Here is a 25,443-nt window from a genome sequence, read left to right on the forward strand (position 1 = left end):
GTCATAAACTGCTCGCGCAGGTGGCGTGCCAGGCGCGCGAGCACCGCCAGACAGCCCTTGCAGCATACGACAGCGCGACTTTGCCGTATGACGTGACCGAGTGGGGCCACGGATACGATGGAACCATGACGGATTCAGCGCGCCTTTCAGTCGGCGATACGGCCCCCCAGTTCACCCTGACCGACCAGGACGGGGCATCCGTTTCGCTGGCCGATTTCGCAGGCAGCAAGGTGGTCGTGTATTTCTATCCGGCAGCGATGACCCCCGGCTGCACGACCCAGGCCTGCGATTTTCGAGACAACCTCGGGTCGCTCAAATCGGCGGGCTACCAGGTGCTCGGCCTCTCGAAGGATGCCCCGGCCAAGCTCAAGAAGTTCCAGGAGCATGATGCGGTGAACTTTCCGCTACTGAGCGACACCGCGCTCGATGTGCACCGCGCCTACGGTACCTGGGGCGAGAAGAACCTCTACGGCAAGATTGTGACCGGCGTGCTGCGGTCGACGTTCGTGCTCGACGAAGCTGGCGTCATCACCCATGCCCTGTACAACGTCAAAGCCACCGGCCACGTTGCCAGCCTGCGCAAGAAACTCGGCATCGACGCCTGACTCGCTGGCGGTTGGAGCGGCCGCAGTCAGTCGGCGTCGGTCAGTCGGCGTCGGTCTTCGGTTCGTGACTGGTTGCAGCGACGACCTTCGGAGTGAAGACCAGCACGAGCACTAAGATCGAGGGGGCGAGCAGGGCCCAGCCGACGTCGGGACGGGCGTAGATGCCTTGGAAGCAGCCGACGGCGATCATGATCTGCACGAGCTGCCAGGTGACCGCGGCCCCGCGAATCCACGGACGCCTGCGCAGGGCGCCGACCGTAATCGCGCTCAGCCACACGGCAGCGACGGCTGTCAATGCCAGCAGGGCGAGCGCACCGCCCATCGAGTTCGGCGTGTCAATGAGCAGTTCGAGTACCCACCAGGCCGTGAGCGCCCACAGCGCGAGCGCCTCCAGAGCGACGAGCGCTACAAACACCCCCAGTAGGGGGGCACGACGAAGTGCCCGGAGGTCGATCCGAGCTGGGCGCCGCGCACCAGAGTCGCTGTTCACAGCGAAAAGCCATACAAAAGTATTGATTTGATACCTCTATTATGGGACGATATTTGAGGCCCGGTTGACGCTCACAGGGACGTGAGCTGTTTCAACGCGGTTATCGCGCAGATCCCACTTTCCTGCAATCGGCCATCACCTTGGAACTCTGGCCAATCGGCCGTGCACCCATGTAATAAAAGGAGCATCCCTATGGACTGGCGCGATAAAGCTGCCTGCCTCACCGCCGACCCGGAACTTTTCTTTCCGGTCGGCAACACTGGACCCGCTGTGGACCAGATCGAGAAGGCAAAATCGGTGTGCGCTCGCTGCAACGTCACGGAGGTATGCCTCCAGTACGCACTCGAGACCGGTCAGGACTCGGGAGTCTGGGGCGGCCTGAGCGAGGACGAGCGTCGTGCGCTCAAGCGTCGCGCCGCACGAGCCCGCCGCGCCTCCTAGCAAGCCGGCACCACTACAGAACGCGAGCCCGCGGCCATCCGGTATTCCGGAGGTCGCGGGTTCGCTTTTTTTGCCCGCAGGCCGGCACCAAGGGGTGCGGAGCAGGCATCCGCTCGCCCGGGTCCACCTCACGCAACCGGGCTCACAATTCATCCCGTGCCCGGTTTCCGGGCCCAGGCCCGGTCAAGCAGAGGCAGGCGAGTGGGCACCGGGGCTCGGCCGAAGTGGCCGAAGCTAGGACTCCTGCATGAAGCGGAGGGGGATCTCGATCGTGACCTCTGTGCCGCTGCCCATCATGGTGTGCCAGTCGATGGTGCCGCCGAGCTCGCCCTGAATGAGCGTGCGCACGATCTGGGTGCCGAGCCCCGAACCGACCTTGCCCTCCGGCAATCCGGAACCGGTGTCTCGTACCATGACGGTAAGCGTCTCCTCGCTGCGCTGCGCTTCGATCGACACCTCACCCTCGCGCCCGGCGAGGCCGTGCTCTACGGCGTTGGTGACCAATTCGGTCAAAACCAGAGCGAGTGGCGTCGCATAGGCGCTGGGCAGGGTGCCGAAACTGCCCGACGACTTGGGATGCACAGTCGTATTGTGAGCGGATGCGACCTCCACCGTGAGCAGCAGCACCCGCTCGAAGACGGCGTCGAAGTCGACGATCTGGTTGAGTCCCTCGGACAGGGTGTCGTGCACGACGGCAATGGCCGCGACCCGCCGCATCGCCTGGGTCAGCGCCTCGCGGGCCCGATCGGACTGGGTACGCCGAGCCTGGATCCGCAGCAGCGAGGCGACGGTCTGCAGGTTGTTCTTGACCCGGTGGTGAATCTCCCGGATGGTGGCATCTTTGGTGATCAGCTCACGTTCCTGATGCCGCAGCTCGGTGACATCTCGCGACAACACGATCGCGCCGACGCGCTCGCCACGGTTGCGAATGGGAATCGCCCGCAGTGACACCGTCACGCCGCGCGCTTCGATGTCGGTGCGCCACGGTGCCCGCCCGGTGACCACCAGTGGCAGCGACTCGTCGACGACAGCGATGCCGGTGAGCAGGCCGGTCGTCACCTCGGCGAGCGACTCTCCCTCGAGTTCCTCGATGAAACCCATGCGGTTGAATGCCGACAATGCGTTGGGGCTGGCAAAGGTGGTCAGTCCTTCGACATCGAGCCGGAGCAGCCCGTCGGAGGCGCGTGGCGCGCCGCGGCGCGGACCGGTCGGAGCGCCGAGGTCAGGAAAATCACCGGACGCGATCATGGCGAACAGATCGTTGGCGCAATCGTTGAAGGTCAGCTCCTGGCGTCCTGGCGTGCGCGCCTCGCTCAGGTTGCTGTGGCAGGTCAGCACCGCCACCGGGGCATCCGTTACCGCAGCACCGGTCGTGCTCAGCCGGCGCAGCACCGGGATAGCCCGCACCCGGGTAGGCGTCTCCTCGTACCAGTCGGGAGCGGTGGCGTCGACGATCCTGGCGGTCTCGAAGGCCTCGGTAACCTGATTGCGCCACTCGACTTTGATCTGCTGCCCGACGAAGTCGCGATAGAACAACGTGGCGGCACTCGACGGGCGGGAATGCGCGACGGCGACGAAGCCGCCAGACTGCGCCGGAACCCACACGACGATATCGGCGAAGGCGAGGTCGGCCAGCAGCTGGCCGTCGGCAACAAGCATGTGCAGCCAGTCCACGCCTTCCGCGCTGCTGCGGCCCTGGGCAAGTACGAGATCACTGAGAGTCGACACGATCACTAGCCTAAGTCCCCGCGCGCTCCTCCCAACACCCGCTGTGGTGCTGCCACACCATTGGGTTCATGATGAGAACATGCACAGTCCGGCGAGCACCAAAAATCGTACCTCGATCGTCATCCTCGGCACTATCGCCGCCCTGGTACTCGTCGCCCTGGTGGTGGTCTTCACCCGCGGCGCACCGGAGACGCTCGACCCGACTACCCCGGAAGGCGTGGTGCAGGCCTATTCTGCGGCCGTGATCGCCGGTGACGAAGATGCGGCCGAAGAGCTGCTCACCGCAGAGGCCTTGGTGGGCTGTGGGCCCAGCGAACACGGTTCGACCGAGAACCTTCGCGTCATACTGGTGTCAACGACGGTTCGGCCCAATACGGCCGATGTCGCCGTGTCCCTGGTCACGTCTTACAACGACGGCCCGTTCGGCGCCTCCGAGTATGAGTTCGAGAGCAATTTCGCCCTGGTCAGGGCGAACGGTGCCTGGCTGATCGAGACAGCTCCCTGGGAGCTTTCCATCTGCCCGAACCCGACGGTGACGAAGTAATGTCCGTCGTGGTTCTCCTAGTCCTCGTCCTCGTCGCCGTGCTGCTGGGCCTGGGTATGACCGGCATCGTCATCGCCGTGCGCCGATCCCCCGGGCAGCCCGGCAGCACGTCAACCCCGACGGCACGCCGAGTGGTTGTCTATATTCTGTTATTCGCGCTCGTGGTCATCGCCGCGATCGGCCTGAGCGGCCTCCTGGGGCGCGCCCTCGATACCAGCATCAACCTGGCCGGCGGCGATGTGACAGGGCTTGCACGGTCCCTCGCCTTCACCCTGATCGCCGGCCCGTTCGCCGTGCTGCTCTGGTGGGTGCTGTGGCGGCGGATGGCGAGTGCGGAGCGGGCGTCGATCGCCTGGGGGCTCTATCTCGCCGGCCTACAGACGGTCGCGTTCGTGACCGCAGCTTCTGCCCTGCTGGGGACCCTGTCGGCACTGGTGCGGGGCGACTGGCAGCCGCGCACCCTCGCGGTCGCGCTGGTCTGGACGCTCGTGTGGGCCTGGCACCGGTGGATGTCCCGACACCTGTCCAAGAGTCCCACGCAGTTGACAAGCGTCGCGCCCATTCTGGGCTCGATTTTCGGCTTGCTCATTGGAGCGGTCGGGGCGGTGACCGCGCTCGCATCCCTGATCAATGCGGCCGTTGACGCCCTGCTCAGCTTGATCGTCATCGGTGCCCCATGGTGGCGGCTGGCCCTGCAGGCCGTCGTCTGGTTTCTCGGCGGCACCCTGATCTGGCGGTGGCAGTGGATGCGGGAACGCGCCCAGCTCGTGCGCGGTGTGCTGGCCGATCTTGCCCTCGTCATCCTGGGGATCGCAGCCGCAGCTGCCGCGTCGCTGGTGGGAACGGGCACGGTGCTGTTCGTGTTGTTCCGGCTGGCCTTTGCCCGCGAGCATCCGCTGGACGATATTCTCGATCCGTTCGGCACCGCTCTGGCGACAGCTCTGATCGGCGCTCTGGTCTGGGCCTACCACCACGGTCTGCTGCGGCAACGAGCGCTGCCGACCCGGCTGGCCGCCACCCTCGTCGTTTCCGGCTTCGGCCTGGTGGCTGCGGCGACCGGGGTGGGAATTATCGTCAATTCCCTGCTGTCCGGCCTAGCACCGGTCGTGGTCGGGTCAGACACGCGCTCCCTGCTACTCGGCGGGCTCAGCGCCGCACTCGTGGGTGGTCCGGTCTGGTGGGCCGCCTGGAAGCCGCTGCGCCCGGTCGGTCCGGTGTCTGCCCAAGTGACGGGCCGCCGGGTCTACCTCATTCTCATCTTCGGGATCAGCGCGATCGTGGCCATCATCACCCTGCTCGTGATCGGCTACCGCATCTTCGAATTCGCCCTCGATGATCTGAGCCGGCAGAGCCTGCTCGACCTGGTGCGAGCACCGTTGGGGCTGCTCGTCGCCACCGGCCTCGCCGCCGGCTACCATTTCTCGGTGTGGCGGAGGGACCGCGCTGCGCTGGCTGAGGCCGGGCTGCCCGGCCGTGCCATCCACCGGGTGATTCTGGTCACGGCCGGCGACCCGACCGCGACCCGCGACCTCATCGCTGAGCTGACCGGAGCCGCTGTAACGGTCTGGCAGCGCGCGGCCTCCCCCGACGAAGCCGCACCGAGCGACGCTGCCCCGAGCGACGACCTCCCGCCCTCGGCCGAGCGACTCGGCCTCGCCTTCGCCGAAGTTACCGTAGCACGCGTGCTCGTGGTCGTGGGCGTCGGTGGCAGCGTCGACGTCATCCCTTTGCAGAACTGACCAGCACAGTGCTGACCAGCACAGCACTGAACAGCACAGGCTTGATCGATCAATACCGATCGGATCAGAGCTTCGGGACAGCCCTACGGCCAGGCCAGCGCACCCGACGCGGCAACTGCTCGGTTTGGCCGACCGCAGCGACGATCAGCTCGTCGAGCACAAATCGACGGATGCTGACGCGCGCCGGGGACTTCGGCGCCCCGTCCCGCAGGGTGTGACCGGTCAGTACGGCGGTATCGAGAGCGACCTGATCGTGCGGCACCAGAACGGCAGAGTCGATGTTGCCGAGCAGCTTGAGAGTTTTCAAGACCTGCCCACGCGGATTGAGCCCCAGGGCGCTCGCCCGCACCTGATTGATCACAACACTCATCGCGCGGCCGGTCGTGACCTCGGCCAGATCCACCCAGGACCGCAAAAACCGCGCCATGCCGATTGGGTCGGCCAGTCCGCAGGCGACGACGTGGTCGGCCATCCGCAGCGCGGTCACCGTGGCCGCGTTGCGCCGCGGTGCTAGTAGATCGCTGCTCAATTCCTCGTCGCTCTCCAGATTGAATCCGGTGTCCAGCACCACGTAATCAACCCAGTGTCGCAACGCATCGATCGTGCGGGTGACCCGCTCGGTCGACAGTTCCGGCCACCGAGACGGCCGGCCGAGACCGGTCAGTACCCAGAAGGCGCCCTTCGGGGAGTTGTAGCGCTGGGCGATGCGCTCGAGTTCTGAGCGGTTCAGGCTGTCGCTGCCGGCCAGACGGCAGGCGGCGGCAAAGCCGGGCGCCTCGTCGAGCATACCGAGCCGCGGCGCGATCGACGCACCGTAGGTGTCGACGTCTGCCAACACCACGGTGTGGCCGGCTGCGGCGATTTCGGCCGCAATGTTGATGGCCAGCGTGGTGCGCCCGGGCGCCCCGGACGGGCCCCACACCGCGATGACGGAGCCGGCACTGAGCGCGCCGCCGGTGAAGTGCCGATCCCCCACGCGTAGCGGCACCACCACGCCCGAGACGAGCAGGTCTTCGATCTCCGCCCAGTCGCAGGGCATGGCCACGGTTTCGTACAGGCCGAGCGAGGCGGCGTGCCGACGTTCCTGTTCCGATGCGGCGATGGCGACGACCCGGATGCCCCGCTCATCGCAGGCGGCGATCAGCTGGCCGGTCAGTGATTCCCGCCGACCGCTGACCACGACGACGTGCGGCTGCCCGTGCGACAGCGTTTCCAGAAAATCCCGGGCGCTATCTACGCGCGTCACCACACTGTGCCCGCACTCGATGATGTCTGCCAACATGCGTTGTTCGGTCGCTCGGTCCAGCACGAGCGCGACCCGGGCCATCAGGGAACCACGGGGGTGTTGACCGGAACGATCGCGAGGGCGTCACCGTTCATGATCGCTTCAAGCACGTCGGCGACGTTCACCTTCGGCACGAGCAATTCCACGGATTGACCATTGTCGGCGGCGATGATGCCGGTCGGGATCACGATGCGCACCACGACAGCCTGCGCCACGAGAATCGTCGGCGGCGCGTATTCGGCTGGTCCGGTCGCCCGCGCCGACCAGATGTCCACCACCGAACCGGACACGACCCTGGCAGCCAACCGGCCGGGAACGTCCACGACGACACTGGTCGTCAGTTCCCCGGCTGCTTCTCCGACCGCGGAGCGCGCCACGAGTTCCCCGGCCAGAATGGTCTGGGTGACCAGCAGGCCGGGCGCGACCGTGGGCGACAGATAGAGGTCGGCGGCTCCGCCCAGCCGTACCCGGGTTTCGACGAGGTCGGTCTTTGTGAGGCGATCGCCGACGGTGAGCGTGTGGCGTGCGGTGTACACCGCCGTGGTGCGGTCACTGCCGGCAACGATCACACCCACGCCGACAATCGACGCGGTGACGAGCACGAGGCCGATGACGAATCGGGGGTCCACCCAGAAGCGGCGGCGCGTACGTGTGGAACCGGGTGACATCATCCGCTACCTCGCTTGTCTGGAAGGATTCGCTCTTATCGTGGCCCACCGTGCCGCCCGGTGGAAAAGTTCTCCACAGGGCAGCGTCATTTCAGCCGGATGACATGGATCTGCCAGACCGGCACGATGCGGTAGTGAGCGATTTCGGGGCCACGGCGCAACGTTCCGAGCGGATGCACCGCCAGATCAATGTGGTCGCGCGCCACCCGGTCGATGGTCCCGGCCACCACACCGGCCCGGGTATCCAGCTCCACGGCACGTCGGCGCCGGCACAAGTTGCGAAGCACGAATGGCAATCCGACCCGTTCGATTCCCCGACCGGTCGCTGCAGATTCCACGGCCAACGACGCCCTGATCTGTTCCTCGTCGAGCAAGACTCCGGCGATGGCCGCTAGCGGGACCACGCACTGGCCGCGAGTACTCTGGGAGTCGAGCAGGTCGGCTGCCAGCCAGTCCCGGCCCAGCGCGGTCGGACGAAGCGCGAGCGTTTCGTCCGACACGAGCACCACGCGCAGCCGGAGGGCGCTGCCGAGGCTCGCGGACCGCACCACGTTGCTCAGCCGAGTGCGCAGGGAGAGCTTCTCCAGACGCTGCCGTTCCTCGTGCAGGCACAAGTCAGCGACCTCGGCCTGCAGCTCGTAGTCGAGTTGCCCTTCGAGGTCATCAAACAAATCATCCCAGCGCACACACCGAAAGTAGCCGAGTCCGGGCGTTCTCGCTCGCGTTGTCCACAGGCTTTTTAAGCCCTCGACAGTGCCGGAGCAATGCTGCTTAGGTTTCCGCCATTGCAGCTCGTGCTCGACGTCAGGAGGCATTATGCCGTCACCCGGTAGCAGCGAATCGAATGCGCAAGCCCTTCGGCGGGAGCGAAGCGAAGACGACGAGTTCTTCGGTCCCCAACCGAGTACCCGGGCGGAGCTGCCCGATCCGGAACCACTGCTTCGGGCCCTGGCGATCTGCGCCTTCGAGGTCATCGCCGGAGTCCGGCAGATTGAGTACCTCGCGAGCTGGGTGACCGACGACGTCTATGCCCACCTGCGCATTCGAGCGTCGATCGCGGCGCGGGCGCGCGCTATCACCGGCCAGGTCGCTGACCGCCCCCGGCTCGCCATCGGCCACGTCACCCAGGTGAAGCGCGACAATGGAGGCCTGGACGCCGTCGTCGTCGTGTTCGAGCAGCACCGGAGCTATGCGGTCGCGATCTGTTTGAAGGGGATGGACCGGCGGTGGCGCGCCTCGGTCTTGGTCGTGCTGTAAAGCACAACCAAAACCGAGGCGACCGAACCGCTACGTTGTTTTCTTACCCTGCGAGCGACGCTCCGCCCGGTTCACCGGGGCAGCACCCTCGGTTTTCTGACCGAAGGCTCCGCGCTGGGGCGCTCCGACCGGCTCGGTCGGCTCGTCGTCGCTCGCCGCGACGGTGGCCGTGCGTCTGGCCCGATCGGTGGCGGCCTGCTGAATCTGACCGCGTTGGTTGCGCACCTCGACTCCGCCGGAATCGCTCGGGGCGGTGTAGCTGAGTTTCTCCTCCGGCGCGTCGGCTGGGGTGAGGCCCTTAGCTGCGACGACCGGTCCGGCGACTGCTCCGGCCGTCACCTCGACGTCGAGGTTGAACAGGAATCCGACCGTTTCTTCGCGAATCTGTCCCATCATCTGCTGGAACATGGCGAAGCCTTCACGCTGGTACTCGACCAGAGGATCGCGCTGAGCCATCGCGCGCAGGCCGATACCGTCCTTCAGGTAATCCATCTCGTACAGGTGGTCGCGCCAGCGGCGGTCGATGACCGACAGCACCACGCGCCGTTCGAGCTCGCGCATGGCCGGAGAGCCGAGGGATTCTTCTCGCCGAGTGTAGGCGAGCTTGGCGTCGGAGAGAATCTCGCGGCGCATGAAGTCGCGGTTGATCTTGCCCTTGTCGCCGGCTTCTGACACAACCTCGTCGATGGTCAATCCCACCGGGTAGAGCGTCTTGAGCTCGGTCCACATGGCATCGAAGTCCCAGTCGTCGCCGTTGCCTTCGCCTGCGTGTACGTCGAGCACCTCGTCGATGACGTTGGTGAGAAAGGTCTGGGTGCGCTCGTGCAGGTCGTCACCCTCGAGGATGTGCCGGCGGTCGCCGTAGATCGCTTCGCGCTGGCGGTTGAGCACGTCGTCATACTTGAGCACGTTCTTGCGAATCTCAGCGTTGCGACCCTCGACCTGCGACTGGGCGCTGCGAATGGCCCGGCTGACGACCTTCGACTCAATCGCCATGTCGTCGGGCACCCCCTGACGCCCCATCAGGGCTTCGGCGGCGCCGGCGTTGAACAGGCGCATCAGGTCGTCGGTGAGGGAGAGGTAGAAGCGGCTCTCGCCAGGGTCACCCTGACGACCGCTGCGTCCGCGCAGCTGGTTATCGATGCGACGCGACTCGTGCCGTTCGGTGCCGAGCACGTAGAGGCCACCGGCGGCGATGACCTTGTCAGCCTCTGCGGCCACGTCGGCCTTCACCGCGGTGAAGACGTCATCCCAGGCGAGTTCATACTCGTCGGGGGTGTCAATCGGGCTGAGACCCTTCGCGTTCATCTCGGCGACGGCGATGAATTCGGCGTTGCCGCCGAGCATCACGTCGGTACCACGACCGGCCATGTTGGTGGCCACCGTTACCGAGCCGAGGCGACCGGCCTGCGCGACGATCGCGGCCTCACGGGCGTGGTTCTTGGCGTTGAGCACCTCGTGCCGCACGCCCTTCTTGGCGAGCAGACGCGACAGGTATTCACTCTTTTCCACGCTCGTGGTGCCGACCAGAACTGGCTGCCCGGCCGCATGGCGCTCGACGATGTCCTCGACGACCTGCCGAAACTTGGACTCTTCGTTCTTGTAGATCAGGTCGGACTGGTCGAGGCGCTTCATCGGTTTGTTAGTGGGGATGGCCACCACGCCGAGCTTGTAGGTGCTCATGAACTCGGCGGCCTCGGTTTCAGCCGTTCCCGTCATGCCGGAGATCTTGGAGTAGAGGCGGAAGTAGTTCTGCAGGGTGACCGTGGCCAGGGTCTGGTTCTCGGCCTTGACCGCGACGCCCTCCTTGGCTTCGATGGCCTGGTGGATGCCCTCGTTGTATCGACGGCCCATCAGGATTCGGCCGGTGTGCTCATCGACGATGAGCACCTCGCCGTTCATCACGACGTAGTCCTTGTCCTTCTTGAACAGGGCGTTCGCCTTGATCGCGTTGTTCAGGAACGAGATCAGCGGGGTGTTGGCCGATTCGTACAGGTTGTCGATGCCGAGGTAATCCTCGACCTTTTCGATGCCGGGCTCGAGCACACCGATGGTGCGCTTCTTCTCGTCGACCTCGAAGTCTTCGTCGGGAACCAGGCGTTTGGCCAGGCTGGCGAACTCGTTGAACCAGCGGTTAGCTTCGCCGGAAGCCGGTCCGGAAATGATCAGGGGGGTGCGTGCCTCGTCGATGAGGATCGAGTCGACCTCGTCGACGATGGCGAAGTAGTGACCGCGCTGCACCATATCGCTGGCCTGCCAGGCCATGTTGTCGCGCAGATAGTCGAAACCGAATTCATTGTTGGTGCCGTAGGTGATGTCAGCGGCATACATTTCCCGACGCGCAGCCGGCGTCTGACCGGAGACGATGCATCCGGTCGTCATGCCAAGGGCGCGGAAGACGCGGCCCATAAGCTCGCTCTGGTAACTCGCCAGGTAGTCATTGACCGTGATGACGTGCACGCCGCGGCTGCTGATGGCGTTGAGATAGGCGGCAGTGGTGGCGACCAGGGTCTTGCCCTCGCCGGTCTTCATCTCGGCGATGTTGCCGAGGTGCAGTGCTGCCCCACCCATGAGCTGCACGTCGAAGTGCCGCAACCCCAGGGTGCGGGTACTCGCCTCGCGCACGGCCGCGAACGCCTCGGGGAGCAGATCGTCGAGCGATTCGCCGTTGGAGTACCGTTCCCGCAGGGTGACGGTCTCGTTCTTGAGTTCCTCGTCGGTGAGCTCGTGGAAGTCCTCTTCCAGCGCGTTGATGGCCTTCGCGTAGTTTTCCAGGCGGCGCAGAACGCGGCCTTCACCAACACGAAGAACCTTTTCAAGAATTGACGCCACGAATGTACTCCACTAGTCAAACGGTGCAGACACGCGCTGCGGAAGCTCGATTGAACCGCTCCCGCAGCACCCGCCTGCGCCTCTCGTCTGGCAGATGCCAGAGCGCCGACCTGGTCGGCAACTAAGGTAATGCTAGTTGGTCAGTTGGCACGCCCGCTGGCAACAGGCACAGCCTCGTGCAACTCACTCGAAGCACTATCGAGTTCGATGACTCCATAGTCCCAACCCTTGCGGCGGTAGACCACACTCGGACGCTTGGTTTCGATGTCCTGGAACAGGTAGAAGTCGTGCCCGACCAACTCCATGAAGTAGAGCGCATCGTCGACCGACATGGGCGCAGCGGCGAAGACCTTGCGACGGATGACGACGGGGCAGTACTCTTCCTCGTCCGCGACGGCGGGGGCATCCGCTTGCACGATGGGAATCGCGCCGGTGCGCACCCGCTCGAGCGTTTCGGGGTTGGCCGGAGTGATGTCGATGACACTGAACCCGACCGCGGATGCCTCGTGCAGCGACGTGGGGCGGTGGGCTCCACCGCGGTGCACCTTCTTGCGGTCCTTGGCGCGGCGAACGCGTTCAAGCAAACGGCCGAGCGCCACATCGAAGGCAGCGTACTTGTCGGATCCATCTGCTTCGGCCCGAACGAGCGGACCCTTGCCGATCAGGGTGAGTTCAACCCGGTCATTGCCAGCGGCTGCACCGTTCTTCTCGTGGTGGCGACTGACCTTGATTTCGAGTGCGACGGCCTTCTCCGCAAGGAGGGCGATTTTCTCAGCCTTCTCCGTCGCGTAATCCCGGAAACGATCAGTGATCCCAAGGTTGCGTCCGACGATGTTAGTTTCCATGACGACCTCCAGTTTGACGGACCGCCCACAAACCGGGCGATCATTGCGCGCCTTTGTCTCCACCGTAGCCGGGGCAATGGGATAAGTCACAGTATTTGTCAACCAGTTTGTGCAACCGGTCGCTATCCCGGCAGCAGACGCCGTGTTTCGGCCAGTGCGGCCAGGCCAACGACGGTGCCGCCAGCAGCGAACACGGCGCGGCGCGCCTCGAGCAGCGTTGCGCCGGTGGTCACGATGTCGTCGACCAGGATCACAGCCACTCCGTTGAGTGGATGTCGGGCGATGAGGCTGTGGTCTTTGTTCGCGGCGCGCTCCGCGCGGCCCAAGCCGACCTGATCGCTGACCACGCCGCGCTGGGCAAGCAACGGGGCCGGGTTCAGGCCGACGCGATGCAGCAGGGCATCGACCGGGTGGTAGCCGCGCACCTGCCAGGCCCGGTGCGAGGAGGGAATGGTCACGAGCTCGATTCCGGTCGGGCGCGGCGCGACCTGGTGGAGTGCGGGCAGGCTCGGTGCGGCAGCGAGCGCGGCCACGATGGCCGCTCGCAGCGGTGCGGCCAGTGCGGCGGCGGCATCCGTTCGCCCGTTGTCTTTGTAGGCGGCGATCACGTGACGAGCCACTCCCTCGTAAGTGAGCCCCGACCAGATGCGGGCGTCGTCGCGGGTGACCGGATGCACGGCCGGGAGCAGGGCCAGCCGGCAGTCCGCGCACAGTGCACGGTCAGCGGCTCCGCAGCCGCTACAGGAGGTGGGCAGCAGCGCCGCCCAGGCATCCAAGGCCGCAGCGGCCAGGTGGTCACGCAGCCGGTGGCTCATGGCGCCAGTGTGCCCGATGCTGCGGGTGCGGGATGGCGCAAGCGGGTGAGTGGTGGACGGCCGCGCCCGGCGCCGCCGGTACAGGAGTCGGCCGGCTTCAGTGCGCACTCAGCCGCCGAGACCCTGCTGAGTGGCGAGCAGCGTGACGTCGTCGATGCGGGCTTGCCACCCCGCTCCGCGTTGCACTTCGAGGCTGCCCATGTCGGTGAGAGCGCGCAGGTCACGCACCGAGTTGCTGCCGACGATGAACCGGCTGCTCGCGGGCGATTCCAGGGTAGAGCTGACGCCACCGAGCTGTTGCGTGACGATGCGGGACTCGCCGCTGGGCAGGGTACCGAGCGAGGCGACGGTCAATTCGTCGATCCAGGTCGCATCGAGGCCGACCCCTCCGCCTCCGGCCAGCAGTACCGGCGGTCCGATGCCGGTAGGAACCGACCCTGCACGAATGATCGATGCGACCACGAATCGGGTTTCGGATCCGGTGCCGAGTAGGGCGATCAGACGGGAGCCGTCACGGGAGATTTTCAGGGCGGTAATCGACGTCGCCTCCGGCCACGGTGTCGGCAACACGGTCGCTTCCCCCGTTGGGCTGTAGACGACCAGCGCGCTCGGATCGTTCGACGGCACCGACCAGACGAAGCGGTCGTTGTCGATGGACGGCGCGAGCAGCCCCGAGCGAGAATCGAGCAGCTCGGGAGCGTCGCCGACGCGCAAGACGTAAACTCCGTCGGCGGCGAGGACTGCGGCCGTTCCTTGGCCGGACGAAAGCGTCACCGCGGTGGGGGCCAGCTGGGCGATGGTCGCCGACAGCCCGTCGAGCGGGGTGATGCTTTGCCCGGTCGCGGCGAGAAAGCCGAATTCACCGCCGCGCAAGACGAGCGCGCGGGCGTCGACGCGCGGGCTCACCGTGGGAGCCCCCGATTGCAGGTCGTCGATGGACTGGGAGTTCTGGTCGATCGTGATGTCAACGGACAGACCTGCTGGCAGGCTGGCCACGAGCTGCACTTTCATGCGCTGCAGGGTTTGCCGATCGGCGTTGAGCGCCTCGCTGTTTAGATCGACCATGGCCTGGCGCCCGACAACCTGCACCGCGTCAGCGGTGAGTTTGGACCCGGCCGGGAACGCCGTGGCGACCGCGCCGTCCAGCCAGGCGCTCGGCCCGGCGAGCACGGCGTTGACCAGTTTGGTGGGGGCGGATGCTCCGCGCGGAAACCAGCGCAGGTCCGGCACCAGGTAGCGAAACCCTGGGTCGTAGAAGTACACCGGCTGGGCGCTGAACACGTCGTTGAAGGTGTTTTCGTCAATGACGGTGCCATTGGGGGCCGCGCTGATGCGCCACTGATCACCGACCTTCGCAAATTCGTAGCGCAACGGAACCGGGGTGGCGTCGACCTCGCGGTATTCGCCGGCCTCGTCCACTTCGGCGATCGGCGTGACGGCCACGAGCGTTGTGCCCTCGTCAACGACCGTGAGGGTACGCCCGGAGCCGTTGTCGACCGTGACTCCGACGGTGGGGTCCCAGACGGAGCCGAACTCCGGAACGAGAAATTGACGAGCGATATCGTAGTTGTTTTCCGGGCTCGAGGACGCATCGATGAACCCGCGCAGAATGGAATCCGTTGACGCGTCCTTCTGCGGCAGCGCCGGGAGAAAGACCGGTGCCGGGTTGGCGTCGGGGGCGAGGTCCGTGCCGGCGTGCACCACCCCGTCACGCGGAATGCCGGTACAGCCGCCCAGGCCGAAAGCCAACGCGATCGCGACCAGCCCGGCCGGTACAACACGGCCGAGCCAGCCGCGCCACGATGAATGGTGGTTATGCATGCGGGCCTCCGCCCAGAGTGGGAACGTGCCCGGACTCGCCGAGCTGGTCCGTGGCGTCGGCGGGTGGCAGCGGAAGGGGCGAGGATTCGAGCAGGCCCTGGGAGGTGCGGGGCAGAGTCAGCCGAAAGCAGGAACCCTCCCCGGGACGGGACCACACTTGCAGCCATCCGTTGTGCACGCTCGCGTCTTCCCGCGAGATCGCCAGCCCCAGGCCGGTGCCGCCGATCGTGCGCTGACGCGACGGGTCAGCGCGCCAAAACCGGTCGAAGACGTGCGCGACCTCGGCCTGGCTCATTCCGAGGCCGTAATCACGCACGGCGAGCGCAACGGCCTTCGCGTCACTGTCGACCGACACCACGACCGGTTTGCCCTCACCGTGCTCGATGGCGTTGCCGATGAGGTTCTGCAGCACCCGGCGGATGCGTCGCGGATCGACGTCGGCGTTCAGATACCCGCCCGGCGCCACCAGCTGTAATTCGCTGCCCTTGGTTTCGGCCAGGGACCGCAGGCTGTCGATGGCGTCCTCGGCGAGATAGACCAGGTTCGTCGGTTCGCTCTCCAGCTCAACCGAGCCGGCGTCGTAGCGGCTGATCTCGAGCAGGTCACTCAGCAGCAACTCAAACCGCTCGACCTGGGTGTGCAGCAGTTCGGCCGTGCGCCCGGTCGCCGGCGGAAAACTCGCCCGCTGGTCGTACAGCACATCACCGGCCAAGCGGATGGTCGTGAGCGGCGTGCGCAGTTCGTGCGAGACATCCGACACAAAGCGTTGTTGTACCTCGGACAGGTCGGCGAGTTCACGAATCTGACTCTGCAGGCTGTCGGCCATGCCGTTGAATGAGCGCGCGAGCGTGGCGATGACGTCTTCGCCCTTCTCCGGGATGCGCACCATGAGGTCGCCGGAGGCCAGTTTCTGGCTGGTTTCGGCGGCCACCCGCAGTGGCGTGACGACGAAACGAACCACGATCCAGGTCACCGCACCGATCAGCAGCACGAGGGCGACACCGGCGACACCGAGCGTCTGCTGTACGAAGAGTAGCGTCGCTTCGGCGTCTTGCAAGCTGTACGCGATGTACAGCTCGTAGCGGCCCGCGACCGGAACGGTGATCTGCGAGCCCACGACGATGCCGGGGATGGTCGTCGTCTCGCCGGTCAGGGTGACCGATTGCCAGAATTGCTCACCGTTGTTGCCCTGGATCTGGGTGCGCAGGTCGGCGCCGATCACCCCGGTGGACTGCCCGAACGTCGAGGAATCCTGCGGCGCCACGGTCGACGATTCCTGGCCAGGCACGCGAAGCACGGCGACCAGCCGGCTCGATGACGTCGCGGAGATGGAGGTTCGGGCGGAACTGAGGAGGTTCTGTACCTGCACCCGGTCCGTGGCGTCCGAGGAATCGAACAGGCTCTGCGCGGCGCTCGCCGCCCGGTTAGAATCGAGCAGCACCTGGCTGAGCCGGGACTGAAACAGGTCATTGCCGATGCTAACCGACATATAAACGCCAACGACGAGGATGGCCAGCCCGGAGAAGGCGACCGAAGTGGTCACCGTGCGAAACTGCAGCGAGGATCGCCACGACGAACGCAGCAGACGCGGCCAGTTGCGCGGCCTGCTCCAATAGGTTAGTTGCGGCATGGGGAGCCCCACCGGATCTGCTGTTGACTGACGTTCATGGTGGGGCTAGCTGACGACACCGGCACGGTAGCCGACACCGCGCACCGTCATGACAATTTTCGGATTGTCCGGGTCGTGCTCGACCTTGGCTCGCAGCCGTTGCACGTGCACGTTTACCAGCCGGGTGTCAGCTTTATAGTGATAACCCCAGACCTGCTCCAGCAGCATCTCTCGGGTGAACACCTGTTGCGGTTTGGAGGCGAGGGCCAGCAGCAGGTCGAATTCGAGCGGGGTGAGGTTGATCGATACCTCGCCGCGGGTGACTTCGTGGCCGACCGCGTTCACTACGAGATCGCCGATGTGCAGGCTCAGCGCACCGTCGACGGCCGGCGGACGCAGGCGGGTACGGATGCGGGCGACGAGTTCCTTGGGGTTGAACGGCTTGACCATGTAGTCGTCCGCGCCGGATTCAAGCCCCTTGACCACATCAGTTGTGTCTGAGCGGGCCGTGAGCATGATGATGGGCACGCCGGATTCGGCCCGGATCAGGCGGCAGACCTCGATGCCGTCGAGACCGGGCAGCATGAGGTCGAGCAGCACCAAGTCGGGCTTCTCGGTGCGAAAAATGTCGAGGGCGAGTGATCCGTCGGCGCAGTAGCCCGGGGTGAAGCCTTCGCCCTGCAAAACGATGCCGATCATCTCGGACAGGGCGGTGTCGTCGTCGACAACCAAAATGCGTGCGGTCATGGGTCTCTTTCCAGAACAAGGTCAGGTGTGTTCTGATGGTGCGCGGGGCAGATTGCCCGATGAGTAGGGCAAAGTCTGGCATAAGAGTAGCCGAGACCGCTGACAGAGTGGTCGCGCGGGCATTTCTTCGAGCGACCTGTGCCAGCATGGAACGGTGACCGACCACTGGCAAGCCCCCGACTCCCCCGTTCCGCCCCAATACGGGGAGTTTGCCACGCCGACACCCTCTTACCAGGGCCCCGGTTCGGGGCAGGGCTGGGCGCCGCCGCCCAAGCCCGGGTTGATCCCACTGCGCCCGATCGGCCTCGGCGCCCTGCTCGGGGCATCCTTTCAAGTGTTGCGGCGAAACCCCAAGGCCACGTTCGGCAGCGGTCTGATCATTCAGGCGGTCATCATGCTGGTCACCGTGCTGGTTGTCGGCCTGATCACGTTGTGGGCGTTCGACCGGATAGATAGCGCCCCGCTCGACCAGCAGGACACCGTCGCGGCCGGCTCAGTGCTGACCGGCATCCTGTCGGCCATTATTCCGCTGACCCTGACCGTTATCGCCTCGTCACTGTTGCAGGCCATCATCGTGGTCGAGGTAGCCCGCGCGACCCTCGGCGAAAAGCAGAGACTGAGCGCTCTGTGGCGGCGAGCGGCGACCCGCCTCTGGCCATTGGCGCTGTGGACGCTCCTCATTAGCGGCGCGCTGCTCCTCGGCGTAGCCGTGATTGCCGGCATCGTGGTGCTGCTGGTCACCGTCGGCGGTGTCGCGGGCATCGTCGCCGGGGTTCTGGTCGGCGTCTTTGGCGGGCTCCTGCTCGCGGCTGCGGGCTTCTACTTTTATACCAAGACCAGTGTGGTGCCGAGCCTGATCGTGCTCGAAAATTTGGGCGTGCGGGCATCCGTTATTCGATCATGGTCGCTCACTCGCGGCTATTTCTGGCGCACGCTCGGCGTGCTGCTGCTGGTCGGCCTGATTGTGCAGGTCATCAGCCAGGTCGTCAGCTTTCCGGTCTCGCTCGTGCTCGGTTTCGGAACCGTGCTGGTCGACCCCAACGGTGCGTTCCTCGAAGAGTCGACGATCATCACCGTCGTGGTCTCACTCCTCGTCGCCATCCCGATCGCCGCGGTGGCCGCCGTCGTACAGTCGGCGGCCGTCGCGCTCATTTACGTCGACCTGCGCATGCGCAAAGAGGGCCTCGATCTGGAACTCGCGCGGTACGTGGAGTCGGCGGCGCAGGGCTTCGAAGTGCCGGACCCGTATCTGGTTCCCGGGCGCTCGGCGCCATGACTTTGGCTTTGGTGCTTGGAACGATTGGTGTTCTAGGTGTACCGGTTGATCCCGACGCACCGGATGCCCGCAGCTGGATGCGCGAGGAACTCGCCAAGGCACCGTATATCGCGGCTAAGCCGACCTGGTTCGATCGGGCCGCGCAAACTTTTCTGGACTGGCTGCAGTCGCTGACGATGCCGTCCGGTGGCGGCGCCAACTGGCTGCCGGTACTCGCAACCCTGGTCGTGATCGCGGCGGTCGTTGCCAGCTGGCTGGTGTTCGGGGCTCCGAAACTGGCTCGACGTCGGCGGCTCAGCGGCGAGTTGTTCGGGTCCGTCGACCAGCGCAGCAGCACTGAAATGCGCGCAGCGGCCTCTCTCGCTGCCAACGCCGGGCAGTGGAGCCTCGCCTGTGAAGAGATTTTTCGCGCAGTGACTCGCGGGCTCACCGAACGCACCGTACTCACAGCAGCTCCTGGCACGACCGCGCACGATTTCGCGGCGCGCGCCGGGCTCGCATTCCCCCAGGTCGGTGATGCCCTCTCGAGCGCCGCTGACGTTTTCGACCGCGTGCGCTATCTCGAGCAGACAGGCACGGAGGCGGAGTATCGCGCCCTCGCGGCGCTGGACGCCGAGCTCGAAGTGGCATCGCCCGCGACGCTGGCTGGAGTGCTGTGAGCGCGCCCTCGATCATTGGTGAAACGGATGTCGCCACGCCGACCCTGCGCGCCCAGCTACACCGTTCCTCATTCTGGACCTTCGCCGGTGCCGGCATCATCCTGGTGGCCATCGTCGCCGTGCTCGTGTCGGGCGGCGCCAACGTCGCCGGCCGCGCGCTGGCCGGGGACAACCCCGCTCCGGCCGGTTCGATGGCCTTGGTCGAGGTGCTGCGCCAGCAGGGCGTCACCGTGACGCTGGCCGATTCCCTGGCTGCGGTGCGGAGCTTGGCCGAAACGGATTCAACGGTTCTGCTCTACGACGAAAACAGCTATCTGGTCGATTCCCAGCTGGCCCAGCTGACCCGGCTGGCGGCACGCACCATCGTCGTGGCACCGGACTTTCTCACCCTGCAGTCGCTCGCCCCGACCGTCGGTTTCGGTGGAGTGTCCGGCGCGGAATCGCTCGTCGCCGACTGCGCCCTACCCGCTGCCAACCGCGCCGAGGAGCTGATTCCTGGCGGCGACACGCTGTCCCTCCCGGCCGATTCACTGCTCATCGGTTGTTTTCCGACCGGCGACAACACATTCTCGGTGGTCGCGAACGACCGGGCCACGCTGGTTGCCGACCTGCGGGTGTTCAACAACGAGAACGTGGCCGGCTATGGAAACGCTGCGTTGGCCCTCGGCCTGCTCGGACAGAGCGATTCCCTGATCTGGTACCTGCCGACGCTCGCCGACCTGCCCCGCACCGGGCCATCTTCGCTCGCCGCGCTGACGCCCGGCTGGGTGACCCCGGTGCTGGTGCTCCTCGGGCTGACCGCCGTGGCCGCTGCGTTCTGGCGGGGACGCCGGTTTGGACCGCTCGTGGCCGAGAACCTGCCGGTCACGGTGAAGGCGAGCGAGACCATGGAGGGTCGCGCCCGGCTCTATGCGCGCGGCAATGCCCGGCTGCGCGCCCTCGACGCGCTCCGAATCGGCGCTGTGCAGCGACTCGCCAGCACCGTCGGACTTGGGCGCCTCGCCCAGCTGGAGGAGATCATGCTCACCGTTGCCGGGATCACGGGGCGCACGTCGGCCGAGGTGCGCAATGTGTTGGTCGAGGCCGTTCCCACCACTGATGCCCAGCTTCTGGCGTTGTCGGACGCGCTGCAGGCTCTGGAACGCGCGGCCAGCCGGGCCGTCGCTGCGGGGGCGACGGCATCCGTTTCACAACAGTCTTTATCCGATCCAGCCGAAAGAATGGAACCATGACGATTCCCACCACGCCTACCCAAGTGCCGGTCACCGACGAGGCAGCAGCTCTGCGCGCGTCGCTCAACCGGGTACGCACCGAGGTCGGCAAGGCCGTTGTCGGCCAGGACGGCGCGGTGACCGGTCTGATCATCGCCCTGCTCGCCCGCGGACATGTGCTGCTCGAGGGAGTTCCCGGCGTCGCCAAGACTCTGCTCGTGCGCACGCTCAGCCATGCGTTGAGCCTCGATACCAAACGCATCCAGTTCACGCCGGACCTGATGCCGGGCGATGTGACCGGGTCGCTCATTTATGACGCACGGGCCGGTGAGTTCGAGTTTCGGCGGGGGCCGGTGTTCACCAACATCATGCTCGCCGACGAGATCAACCGCACGCCGCCGAAGACACAGTCTGCACTGCTCGAAGCGATGGAAGAACGTCAGGTCAGCGTCGACGGCGAGTCGCTCAAACTGCCGGAGCCGTTCGTCGTGGCCGCGACCATGAACCCGATCGAATACGAGGGCACCTACACGCTGCCCGAGGCTCAGCTCGACCGGTTTCTGCTTAAACTCGTGCTCGATGTGCCGCAACGCACCGAGGAGATCGAGGTGCTGCGTCGCCACGCGGCCGGATTCAACCCGCGCGACCTGGCCGGTGCCGGCGTCACTGCGGTACTCGGCGCAACGGAACTCGCGGCCGCACAGGCTGCCGTTGCTCGCGTCGGCTCGAGCGCGGATGTGCTCGCCTACCTCGTCGATCTGGCCCGCGCCACACGCGTGAGTCCATCGGTCAAACTCGGCGTAAGCCCACGCGGCACGACCGCGCTGCTCGCCACGGCCAAAGCCTGGGCTTGGCTGAGCGGCTATGACGCGATCACGCCCGATCACGTGCAGGCAATGGTATTGCCGGTCTGGCGGCATCGCGTGCAGCTACGCCCGGAAGCTGAACTCGAGGGCGTCTCAGTGGATGCGATTCTGCGCGGCGTGCTGCAGCAGGTTCAGGTTCCGATCTAACGATGACGTTCAGCGGACGGTTCGTCGCACTCGTCGCCCTGGGCGTGGTGCCCATCGTGCTGCTCGGAAACACGGTGCCAGCTGCCTTCGGATTGCTTATTGTCTGGCTGCTGCTGGTGACGGTGCTCGGCGGCATCGACCTCGCCCTCGCCGCCTCGCCGCGCGCACTGACCGTCGAACGGATGCTGCCCGAGCGCGTTCGACTCGGCGAATCGGTCACGAGCGGGCTCTACCTCAGTAATTCCGGCCGTCGACGCCTGGTCGGCGTGGTGCGCGACGCCTGGCAACCGTCAGCGGGTGCCAGCACCAACCGCACCCCGATCGAGATTCCGCCGGGAGAACGGCGCCTCGTTTCGCTCGTGCTCACGCCCTTTCGCCGGGGCGAACGTCGAGCTCTGCAGGTGACGGTGCGCTCCCGCGGACCGCTGGGTCTCTGGAGCCGTCAGGTGACCCTGAACGCGCCCGGGCGCATCCGGGTCCTGCCGCCATTTCACGCTCGCAAACACCTGCCGTCGCGCATCACCCGGCTGAAGGAGCTCGACGGGCGCACCAGCGTCATGGTGCGCGGGCCGGGCACCGAATTCGATTCTTTGCGCGAATACGTGCGCGGTGACGACGTGCGCTCGATCGACTGGCGGGCCACTGCCCGGCGGAACGACGTGATGGTGCGTACCTGGCGGCCGGAGCGGGATCGCCGCGTGGTCATTGTGCTCGACACCGGCCGCACCTCAGCGGCTCGGGTGAGCGACGAACCTCGGCTGGACTCCGCGTTCGAGGCCGCGCTACTGCTTGCCGCCCTCGCCTCGGTCGCCGGCGACCGAGTGGACTTTCTCGCCTTCGACCGGCGGGTGCGCGGGCGGGTTCAGGGCGCGAGCGGGGCCGCGCTGCTCTCGCAGATGATCGATTCCATGGCCTTGATCGACTCGGAGCTGATCGAAATGGACTGGGCGGCGGTTCCCGGCCAGGTACGTTCTGTCACGAGCCAGCATGCCCTGATCGTGCTGCTGACCTCGATCGATGCTGCTGGCGCGTCGACCGGGCTGCTCTCGGTGCTGCCCCAGCTGACCAAACGGCACACGGTCGTGGTGGCATCCGTTCTCGACCCGGTCACCGTTCTTGCGGCCGGTGAGCGCGGTGGCCGCGACGAGGTCTACCGGGCGGCGGCAGCTGAGCGGGCCTTGCTCGACGTGGCGCGCGTGTCGGCCGCGATCCGCCAGCTGGGAGCGGATGTTGTCACCGACTCCCCGGCACAGCTTCCGCCGGCCCTGGCCGACCGGTACATCGCGCTGAAGGCCGCCGGGCGGCTCTGACTCAGACGGCGCTGGCGCAGGTTTCTCGGCCGAAGTTGTCGGGCAGAACTTTGCGTCATCACCAACTCCGCTGGTCGAGCCTGGCACAGGCACGACCGCAACTATTTTGCGGTACCCGTCAGGCGCTGTAGATGCGGGTACTGCCAGCTTCAAACTCGGCGAGGTCGCCGGTCTCGCCGGCCCGAAAGGCACGGCCGCCAACGACGATCATGTACGCCAGAAAGGCACCGAGCGCGACCGCTCCAATGCCGATCTTGACCGGCCACGGCCACGGCTGCGAGGTGACGAAGCCCTCAATGATGCCCGACACCAGCAGCACGAAAACCAGACCGATAGCCACCGTGAACAACGCCCGGCCGTCTTCGGCGAGGGCTTGCCCGCGGGTACGGGCGCCGGGAGCGATCCAGGCCCAAAAGATCAGCAGTCCACCGGCCGCCGCCACAAAAATCGCGGTGAGCTCGAGCAGACCGTGCGGGGCGATATAGAGAAAGAACACGTCGCCCCTGTCGTAGGCGAACATCACGGCCGCCGTGGTGCCGAGGTTCATCGCGTTCTGCAAAATGATGAACGGCACGTACACTCCGACGATTCCAAAGGCGATGCACTGCGCGGCGATCCAGGCGTTGTTGGTCCAGACCAACCCGGTAAAGGAAGCCGCCGGATTCGCCGAGTAGTACCCCACGAAATCCTCATTCGCGATCTGCGCGAGTTGGGCATCCGTTCCCAGGTTGGCCAGCACCTGTGGATCGTTGAACGCCCACCCGGCGTAGAGCGCCGCGACCACGAACGTCACAACGGCGACGGCGAGGGTGAGCCAGCGCAATCGGTACAGCGCCGCCGGAAGCTGAGCCAGGAAGAACCGGGGAATCTGGGCCAAAACATTGGCACTCACGCCGGTGAACCTCAGCCGCGCCCGCGACAGACCGACCGACAGCCGGTCTCCCTCCAGAGTCGACCCGGCGGTGGACTTGATGGCGGAGAGTTGGGTGGCTCCAGCCTGGTAGCGCTCGATCAGCTCATCCGCTTGGGCACCGGTCAGGCGCCGACGAGCCCCGAGCTCGGTCAGGCGGTCCCAGTCGGCGCGATGCGCTGCCGTGTATGCATCTAGATCCATCTGGTTCAATAGTAGACATGAAGGAGACCGCGCGCCCGTCTGATCGTGCCGAACGTGACGACCTGGCGCGCGACGACGAGCTCGTCACCGGTGAGGCGGTTGCGCTCGACGTGCGGCCGGCCAGCGTCATCCTGCGCGCTGCCGGCGCGATCATCGACACCGCTGCCTACGCAGCCCTCTACCTGCTCATTCTGCTGGCCTTTTTTGTAAGCCCGGGAGAACGTACCGACGCGGCGCTCACCCAGGCGTTCGTGATCGCCGCCCTGGTCTTCTCGATCCTGATCGTGCCCGTGCTGGTCGAAACCCTCACGCAGGGCCGTTCACTCGGCAAGCTCGCTATTGGCGCCCGCATTGTGCGCGACGACGGCGGAGCGATCTCGCTGCGGCACGCCTTCATCCGTTCCCTCACCGGCGTGCTCGAGATTGTGATGACCGTCGGCGGACTAGCAGCAACCGTCGCCCTCCTCAACGGCCGGTCCAAGCGACTCGGTGATCTGCTCGCCGGTACCTACAGCCAGCACGAACGCGTGCCGCGCAATCGCGCGGTCGTTCGCCCCGTCCCTGAGGCGCTCACGTCCTGGTCCCAGACCGTCGACATCGCCCAGCTGCACGACCGTCTGTCCCGCCGCGTCGCCCAGTACCTGCGCCAGTCGCCCCACCTCACTCCCCTCACGCGCGAGCGCCTGGCTCAGTCCCTGGCTGCCGAGGTCAGTCCGTTTGTTTCGCCGCTACCCGACGCTCCCGCCGAGTACCTTCTCGCTGGAGTCGCCGCCGTACGCCGCGAACGTGAATACAACGCACTCCTCCTCGAACGTGAGCGCCTCGCCCGCCTGGCCCCCGTCTTGACCAGCCTCCCCCATGGCTTTCCTAACCGCTAGAGAACCACGGTGGCTGGTTTTTGCAGGCCACCTCGCGTTGGTCGATGGCGGTCTCGACAAGGTCAACGACCGGATGAGTGCGAGCGAGAACATGCTCGTTGCCACTTGAAACACGTGGGCGGCGCGTCGGGTTTGGAGACCTCGCTGCGTTAAACGCACTACTCGGGGGGCTCCAGGTGTTACTGGCCGAACCGGTGTTCGGCACGGCGATTCCACCGATTCTTTATGTCTATATCAATCGCGCCGTGATCATCGGAGCGGGGGCCGCGAAGCTCCTCGCACTGGTCATGGCCATGCCAGCCGTAGACGAGTGGATCGGCGAGAAGGTCGCTACCCTCGCGCCGATTGGGCGCGTCGCAACTGGACAAGCGCGGGGAGCCCGCATCAGCGAAAAGCGACGGGCCACCCGCGTCGACGAATGGTCCCGGCAACGCACGTTAACGCAAAAAAGGCCACCCGTGGGTGGTGTGTTAAAGCAGAAAGGCCACCCGAGGGTGGCCTTTCTGGTGTTTCTAAGTTAAGTCCGGCGGTGTCCTACTCTCCCACAGGGTCCCCC

The 25,443-nt window shown here is 65.9% G+C and carries 25 protein-coding genes; 13 read left to right on the top strand and 12 right to left on the bottom strand.

Annotated features, from left to right (window positions below; translation table 11 throughout):
* Nucleotides 1-125: 125 nt before the first annotated feature.
* Nucleotides 126-605: a thioredoxin-dependent thiol peroxidase gene (bcp, locus tag CXY71_RS04325; RefSeq protein WP_104134456.1), complete on the top strand. Its 480-nt coding sequence runs from the start codon at nt 126-128 to the stop codon at nt 603-605.
* 40 nt (nt 606-645) lie between these two features.
* Here the strand turns inward: bcp and CXY71_RS04330 are convergent, their stop codons facing one another.
* A complete protein-coding gene (locus CXY71_RS04330) occupies nt 646-1,095 on the bottom strand; it encodes a hypothetical protein (protein ID WP_233198122.1) in 450 nt (149 codons plus the stop codon).
* Between the two features lie 192 nt (nt 1,096-1,287).
* Here CXY71_RS04330 and CXY71_RS04335 point away from each other — a divergent pair, with 192 nt between their 5' ends.
* Nucleotides 1,288-1,536 (top strand): WhiB family transcriptional regulator, encoded by a 249-nt coding sequence (locus tag CXY71_RS04335; protein ID WP_035837005.1) that lies wholly within the window; start codon nt 1,288-1,290, stop codon nt 1,534-1,536.
* A 234-nt stretch (nt 1,537-1,770) separates the two neighbouring features.
* Here CXY71_RS04335 and CXY71_RS04340 read toward each other — a convergent pair whose 3' ends face one another.
* Nucleotides 1,771-3,264, bottom strand: a complete 1,494-nt coding sequence (locus CXY71_RS04340; protein ID WP_104134477.1) for a sensor histidine kinase — start codon at nt 3,262-3,264, stop codon at nt 1,771-1,773.
* A 79-nt stretch (nt 3,265-3,343) separates the two neighbouring features.
* Here CXY71_RS04340 and CXY71_RS04345 point away from each other — a divergent pair, with 79 nt between their 5' ends.
* The gene (locus tag CXY71_RS04345) at nt 3,344-3,808 is read left to right on the top strand and encodes a hypothetical protein (RefSeq protein WP_104134457.1); all 465 of its coding nucleotides are present in this window, start codon (nt 3,344-3,346) and stop codon (nt 3,806-3,808) included.
* Entirely contained in the window at nt 3,808-5,547 is a 1,740-nt protein-coding gene (locus CXY71_RS04350) for a DUF5671 domain-containing protein (RefSeq protein WP_233204394.1), read from the top strand. The genes CXY71_RS04345 and CXY71_RS04350 overlap by 1 nt, the downstream gene beginning before the upstream one ends.
* A gap of 64 nt (nt 5,548-5,611) precedes the next feature.
* Here the strand turns inward: CXY71_RS04350 and CXY71_RS04355 are convergent, their stop codons facing one another.
* The 3 genes from CXY71_RS04355 to CXY71_RS04365 all read right to left on the bottom strand — a co-directional run bounded on the left by CXY71_RS04355 (nt 5,612) and on the right by CXY71_RS04365 (nt 8,186).
* On the bottom strand, nt 5,612-6,874 hold the full coding sequence (locus CXY71_RS04355) for a regulator (protein WP_104134458.1): 1,263 nt from the start codon (nt 6,872-6,874) through the stop codon (nt 5,612-5,614).
* Entirely contained in the window at nt 6,874-7,503 is a 630-nt protein-coding gene (locus CXY71_RS04360) for a hypothetical protein (RefSeq protein WP_104134459.1), read from the bottom strand. The genes CXY71_RS04355 and CXY71_RS04360 overlap by 1 nt, the downstream gene beginning before the upstream one ends.
* Nucleotides 7,504-7,586: 83 nt before the next feature.
* Nucleotides 7,587-8,186, bottom strand: a complete 600-nt coding sequence (locus CXY71_RS04365) for a hypothetical protein (protein WP_104134460.1) — start codon at nt 8,184-8,186, stop codon at nt 7,587-7,589.
* A 130-nt stretch (nt 8,187-8,316) separates the two neighbouring features.
* Between CXY71_RS04365 and CXY71_RS04370 the strand changes: the two genes are divergently transcribed.
* Entirely contained in the window at nt 8,317-8,757 is a 441-nt protein-coding gene (locus CXY71_RS04370) for an Rv3235 family protein (protein ID WP_104134461.1), read from the top strand.
* 30 nt (nt 8,758-8,787) lie between these two features.
* Here CXY71_RS04370 and secA read toward each other — a convergent pair whose 3' ends face one another.
* From secA to mtrA, 6 genes are all read right to left on the bottom strand, one after another.
* Entirely contained in the window at nt 8,788-11,589 is a 2,802-nt protein-coding gene (secA, locus tag CXY71_RS04375; protein WP_104134462.1) for a preprotein translocase subunit SecA, read from the bottom strand.
* 140 nt (nt 11,590-11,729) lie between these two features.
* Nucleotides 11,730-12,434, bottom strand: coding sequence for a ribosome-associated translation inhibitor RaiA (raiA, locus tag CXY71_RS04380; protein ID WP_104134463.1), 705 nt, complete (start codon nt 12,432-12,434; stop codon nt 11,730-11,732).
* Nucleotides 12,435-12,556: 122 nt separating this feature from the next.
* Entirely contained in the window at nt 12,557-13,249 is a 693-nt protein-coding gene (locus CXY71_RS04385; RefSeq protein ID WP_104134464.1) for a ComF family protein, read from the bottom strand.
* Between the two features lie 108 nt (nt 13,250-13,357).
* Entirely contained in the window at nt 13,358-15,070 is a 1,713-nt protein-coding gene (locus tag CXY71_RS04390; protein ID WP_104134465.1) for an LpqB family beta-propeller domain-containing protein, read from the bottom strand.
* Nucleotides 15,063-16,700, bottom strand: coding sequence for an MtrAB system histidine kinase MtrB (mtrB, locus tag CXY71_RS04395; protein WP_104134466.1), 1,638 nt, complete (start codon nt 16,698-16,700; stop codon nt 15,063-15,065). Before mtrB ends, CXY71_RS04390 begins: the two co-directional genes overlap by 8 nt.
* 45 nt (nt 16,701-16,745) lie before the next feature.
* Nucleotides 16,746-17,426, bottom strand: a complete 681-nt coding sequence (gene mtrA, locus CXY71_RS04400) for an MtrAB system response regulator MtrA (RefSeq protein ID WP_104134467.1) — start codon at nt 17,424-17,426, stop codon at nt 16,746-16,748.
* 154 nt (nt 17,427-17,580) lie between these two features.
* On the opposite strand from mtrA, the gene CXY71_RS20935 reads away from it, so the two are divergent.
* Genes CXY71_RS20935 through CXY71_RS04420 form a run of 5 tightly spaced genes read left to right on the top strand, consistent with a single transcriptional unit; the run spans nt 17,581 to nt 22,895 of the window.
* On the top strand, nt 17,581-18,702 hold the full coding sequence (locus tag CXY71_RS20935; RefSeq protein ID WP_158252971.1) for a hypothetical protein: 1,122 nt from the start codon (nt 17,581-17,583) through the stop codon (nt 18,700-18,702).
* Nucleotides 18,699-19,361 carry a DUF4129 domain-containing protein gene (locus CXY71_RS20940; protein ID WP_158252972.1) on the top strand — a complete coding sequence of 221 codons (663 nt, stop codon included), beginning with the start codon at nt 18,699-18,701 and terminating at the stop codon, nt 19,359-19,361. Before CXY71_RS20935 ends, CXY71_RS20940 begins: the two co-directional genes overlap by 4 nt.
* Entirely contained in the window at nt 19,358-20,593 is a 1,236-nt protein-coding gene (locus tag CXY71_RS04410) for a DUF4350 domain-containing protein (protein ID WP_104134468.1), read from the top strand. The genes CXY71_RS20940 and CXY71_RS04410 overlap by 4 nt, the downstream gene beginning before the upstream one ends.
* A complete protein-coding gene (locus CXY71_RS04415) occupies nt 20,590-21,585 on the top strand; it encodes a MoxR family ATPase (protein WP_104134469.1) in 996 nt (331 codons plus the stop codon). The genes CXY71_RS04410 and CXY71_RS04415 overlap by 4 nt, the downstream gene beginning before the upstream one ends.
* Nucleotides 21,586-21,587: 2 nt before the next feature.
* Nucleotides 21,588-22,895: a DUF58 domain-containing protein gene (locus tag CXY71_RS04420; RefSeq protein WP_104134470.1), complete on the top strand. Its 1,308-nt coding sequence runs from the start codon at nt 21,588-21,590 to the stop codon at nt 22,893-22,895.
* A 118-nt stretch (nt 22,896-23,013) separates the two neighbouring features.
* On the opposite strand, the gene CXY71_RS04425 is transcribed toward CXY71_RS04420, so the two are convergent.
* Nucleotides 23,014-24,009 (bottom strand): stage II sporulation protein M, encoded by a 996-nt coding sequence (locus CXY71_RS04425; protein WP_104134471.1) that lies wholly within the window; start codon nt 24,007-24,009, stop codon nt 23,014-23,016.
* Between the two features lie 17 nt (nt 24,010-24,026).
* On the opposite strand from CXY71_RS04425, the gene CXY71_RS04430 reads away from it, so the two are divergent.
* From CXY71_RS04430 to CXY71_RS04435, 3 genes are all read left to right on the top strand, one after another.
* Complete coding sequence (locus tag CXY71_RS04430; protein ID WP_104134472.1) at nt 24,027-24,887, top strand: RDD family protein; 861 nt, start codon at nt 24,027-24,029, stop codon at nt 24,885-24,887.
* Nucleotides 24,868-24,996 (top strand): hypothetical protein, encoded by a 129-nt coding sequence (locus CXY71_RS22320; RefSeq protein ID WP_255412616.1) that lies wholly within the window; start codon nt 24,868-24,870, stop codon nt 24,994-24,996. Before CXY71_RS04430 ends, CXY71_RS22320 begins: the two co-directional genes overlap by 20 nt.
* Nucleotides 24,997-25,063: 67 nt before the next feature.
* Nucleotides 25,064-25,408, top strand: a complete 345-nt coding sequence (locus tag CXY71_RS04435; protein WP_104134473.1) for a hypothetical protein — start codon at nt 25,064-25,066, stop codon at nt 25,406-25,408.
* The last annotated feature ends 35 nt before the right edge of the window (nt 25,409-25,443 follow it).

It is taken from the genome of Cryobacterium sp. Y62 (assembly GCF_002929785.1).
Classification (GTDB): Bacteria; Actinomycetota; Actinomycetes; order Actinomycetales; family Microbacteriaceae; genus Cryobacterium.

Coding starts and splice junctions, on each gene's coding strand:
- bcp (WP_104134456.1), top strand. CDS start 126: ATGACGGATTCAGCGCGCCTTTCAGTCGGCGATACGGCCCCCCAGTTC.
- CXY71_RS04335 (WP_035837005.1), top strand. CDS start 1,288: ATGGACTGGCGCGATAAAGCTGCCTGCCTCACCGCCGACCCGGAACTT.
- CXY71_RS04345 (WP_104134457.1), top strand. CDS start 3,344: ATGCACAGTCCGGCGAGCACCAAAAATCGTACCTCGATCGTCATCCTC.
- CXY71_RS04350 (WP_233204394.1), top strand. CDS start 3,808: ATGTCCGTCGTGGTTCTCCTAGTCCTCGTCCTCGTCGCCGTGCTGCTG.
- CXY71_RS04355 (WP_104134458.1), bottom strand. CDS start 6,874: ATGGCCCGGGTCGCGCTCGTGCTGGACCGAGCGACCGAACAACGCATG.
- CXY71_RS04360 (WP_104134459.1), bottom strand. CDS start 7,503: ATGATGTCACCCGGTTCCACACGTACGCGCCGCCGCTTCTGGGTGGAC.
- CXY71_RS04370 (WP_104134461.1), top strand. CDS start 8,317: ATGCCGTCACCCGGTAGCAGCGAATCGAATGCGCAAGCCCTTCGGCGG.
- raiA (WP_104134463.1), bottom strand. CDS start 12,434: ATGGAAACTAACATCGTCGGACGCAACCTTGGGATCACTGATCGTTTC.
- CXY71_RS04385 (WP_104134464.1), bottom strand. CDS start 13,249: ATGAGCCACCGGCTGCGTGACCACCTGGCCGCTGCGGCCTTGGATGCC.
- CXY71_RS04390 (WP_104134465.1), bottom strand. CDS start 15,070: ATGCATAACCACCATTCATCGTGGCGCGGCTGGCTCGGCCGTGTTGTA.
- mtrB (WP_104134466.1), bottom strand. CDS start 16,700: ATGCCGCAACTAACCTATTGGAGCAGGCCGCGCAACTGGCCGCGTCTG.
- mtrA (WP_104134467.1), bottom strand. CDS start 17,426: ATGACCGCACGCATTTTGGTTGTCGACGACGACACCGCCCTGTCCGAG.
- CXY71_RS20940 (WP_158252972.1), top strand. CDS start 18,699: ATGACTTTGGCTTTGGTGCTTGGAACGATTGGTGTTCTAGGTGTACCG.
- CXY71_RS04415 (WP_104134469.1), top strand. CDS start 20,590: ATGACGATTCCCACCACGCCTACCCAAGTGCCGGTCACCGACGAGGCA.
- CXY71_RS04420 (WP_104134470.1), top strand. CDS start 21,588: ATGACGTTCAGCGGACGGTTCGTCGCACTCGTCGCCCTGGGCGTGGTG.
- CXY71_RS04425 (WP_104134471.1), bottom strand. CDS start 24,009: ATGGATCTAGATGCATACACGGCAGCGCATCGCGCCGACTGGGACCGC.
- CXY71_RS04430 (WP_104134472.1), top strand. CDS start 24,027: ATGAAGGAGACCGCGCGCCCGTCTGATCGTGCCGAACGTGACGACCTG.
- CXY71_RS22320 (WP_255412616.1), top strand. CDS start 24,868: ATGGCTTTCCTAACCGCTAGAGAACCACGGTGGCTGGTTTTTGCAGGC.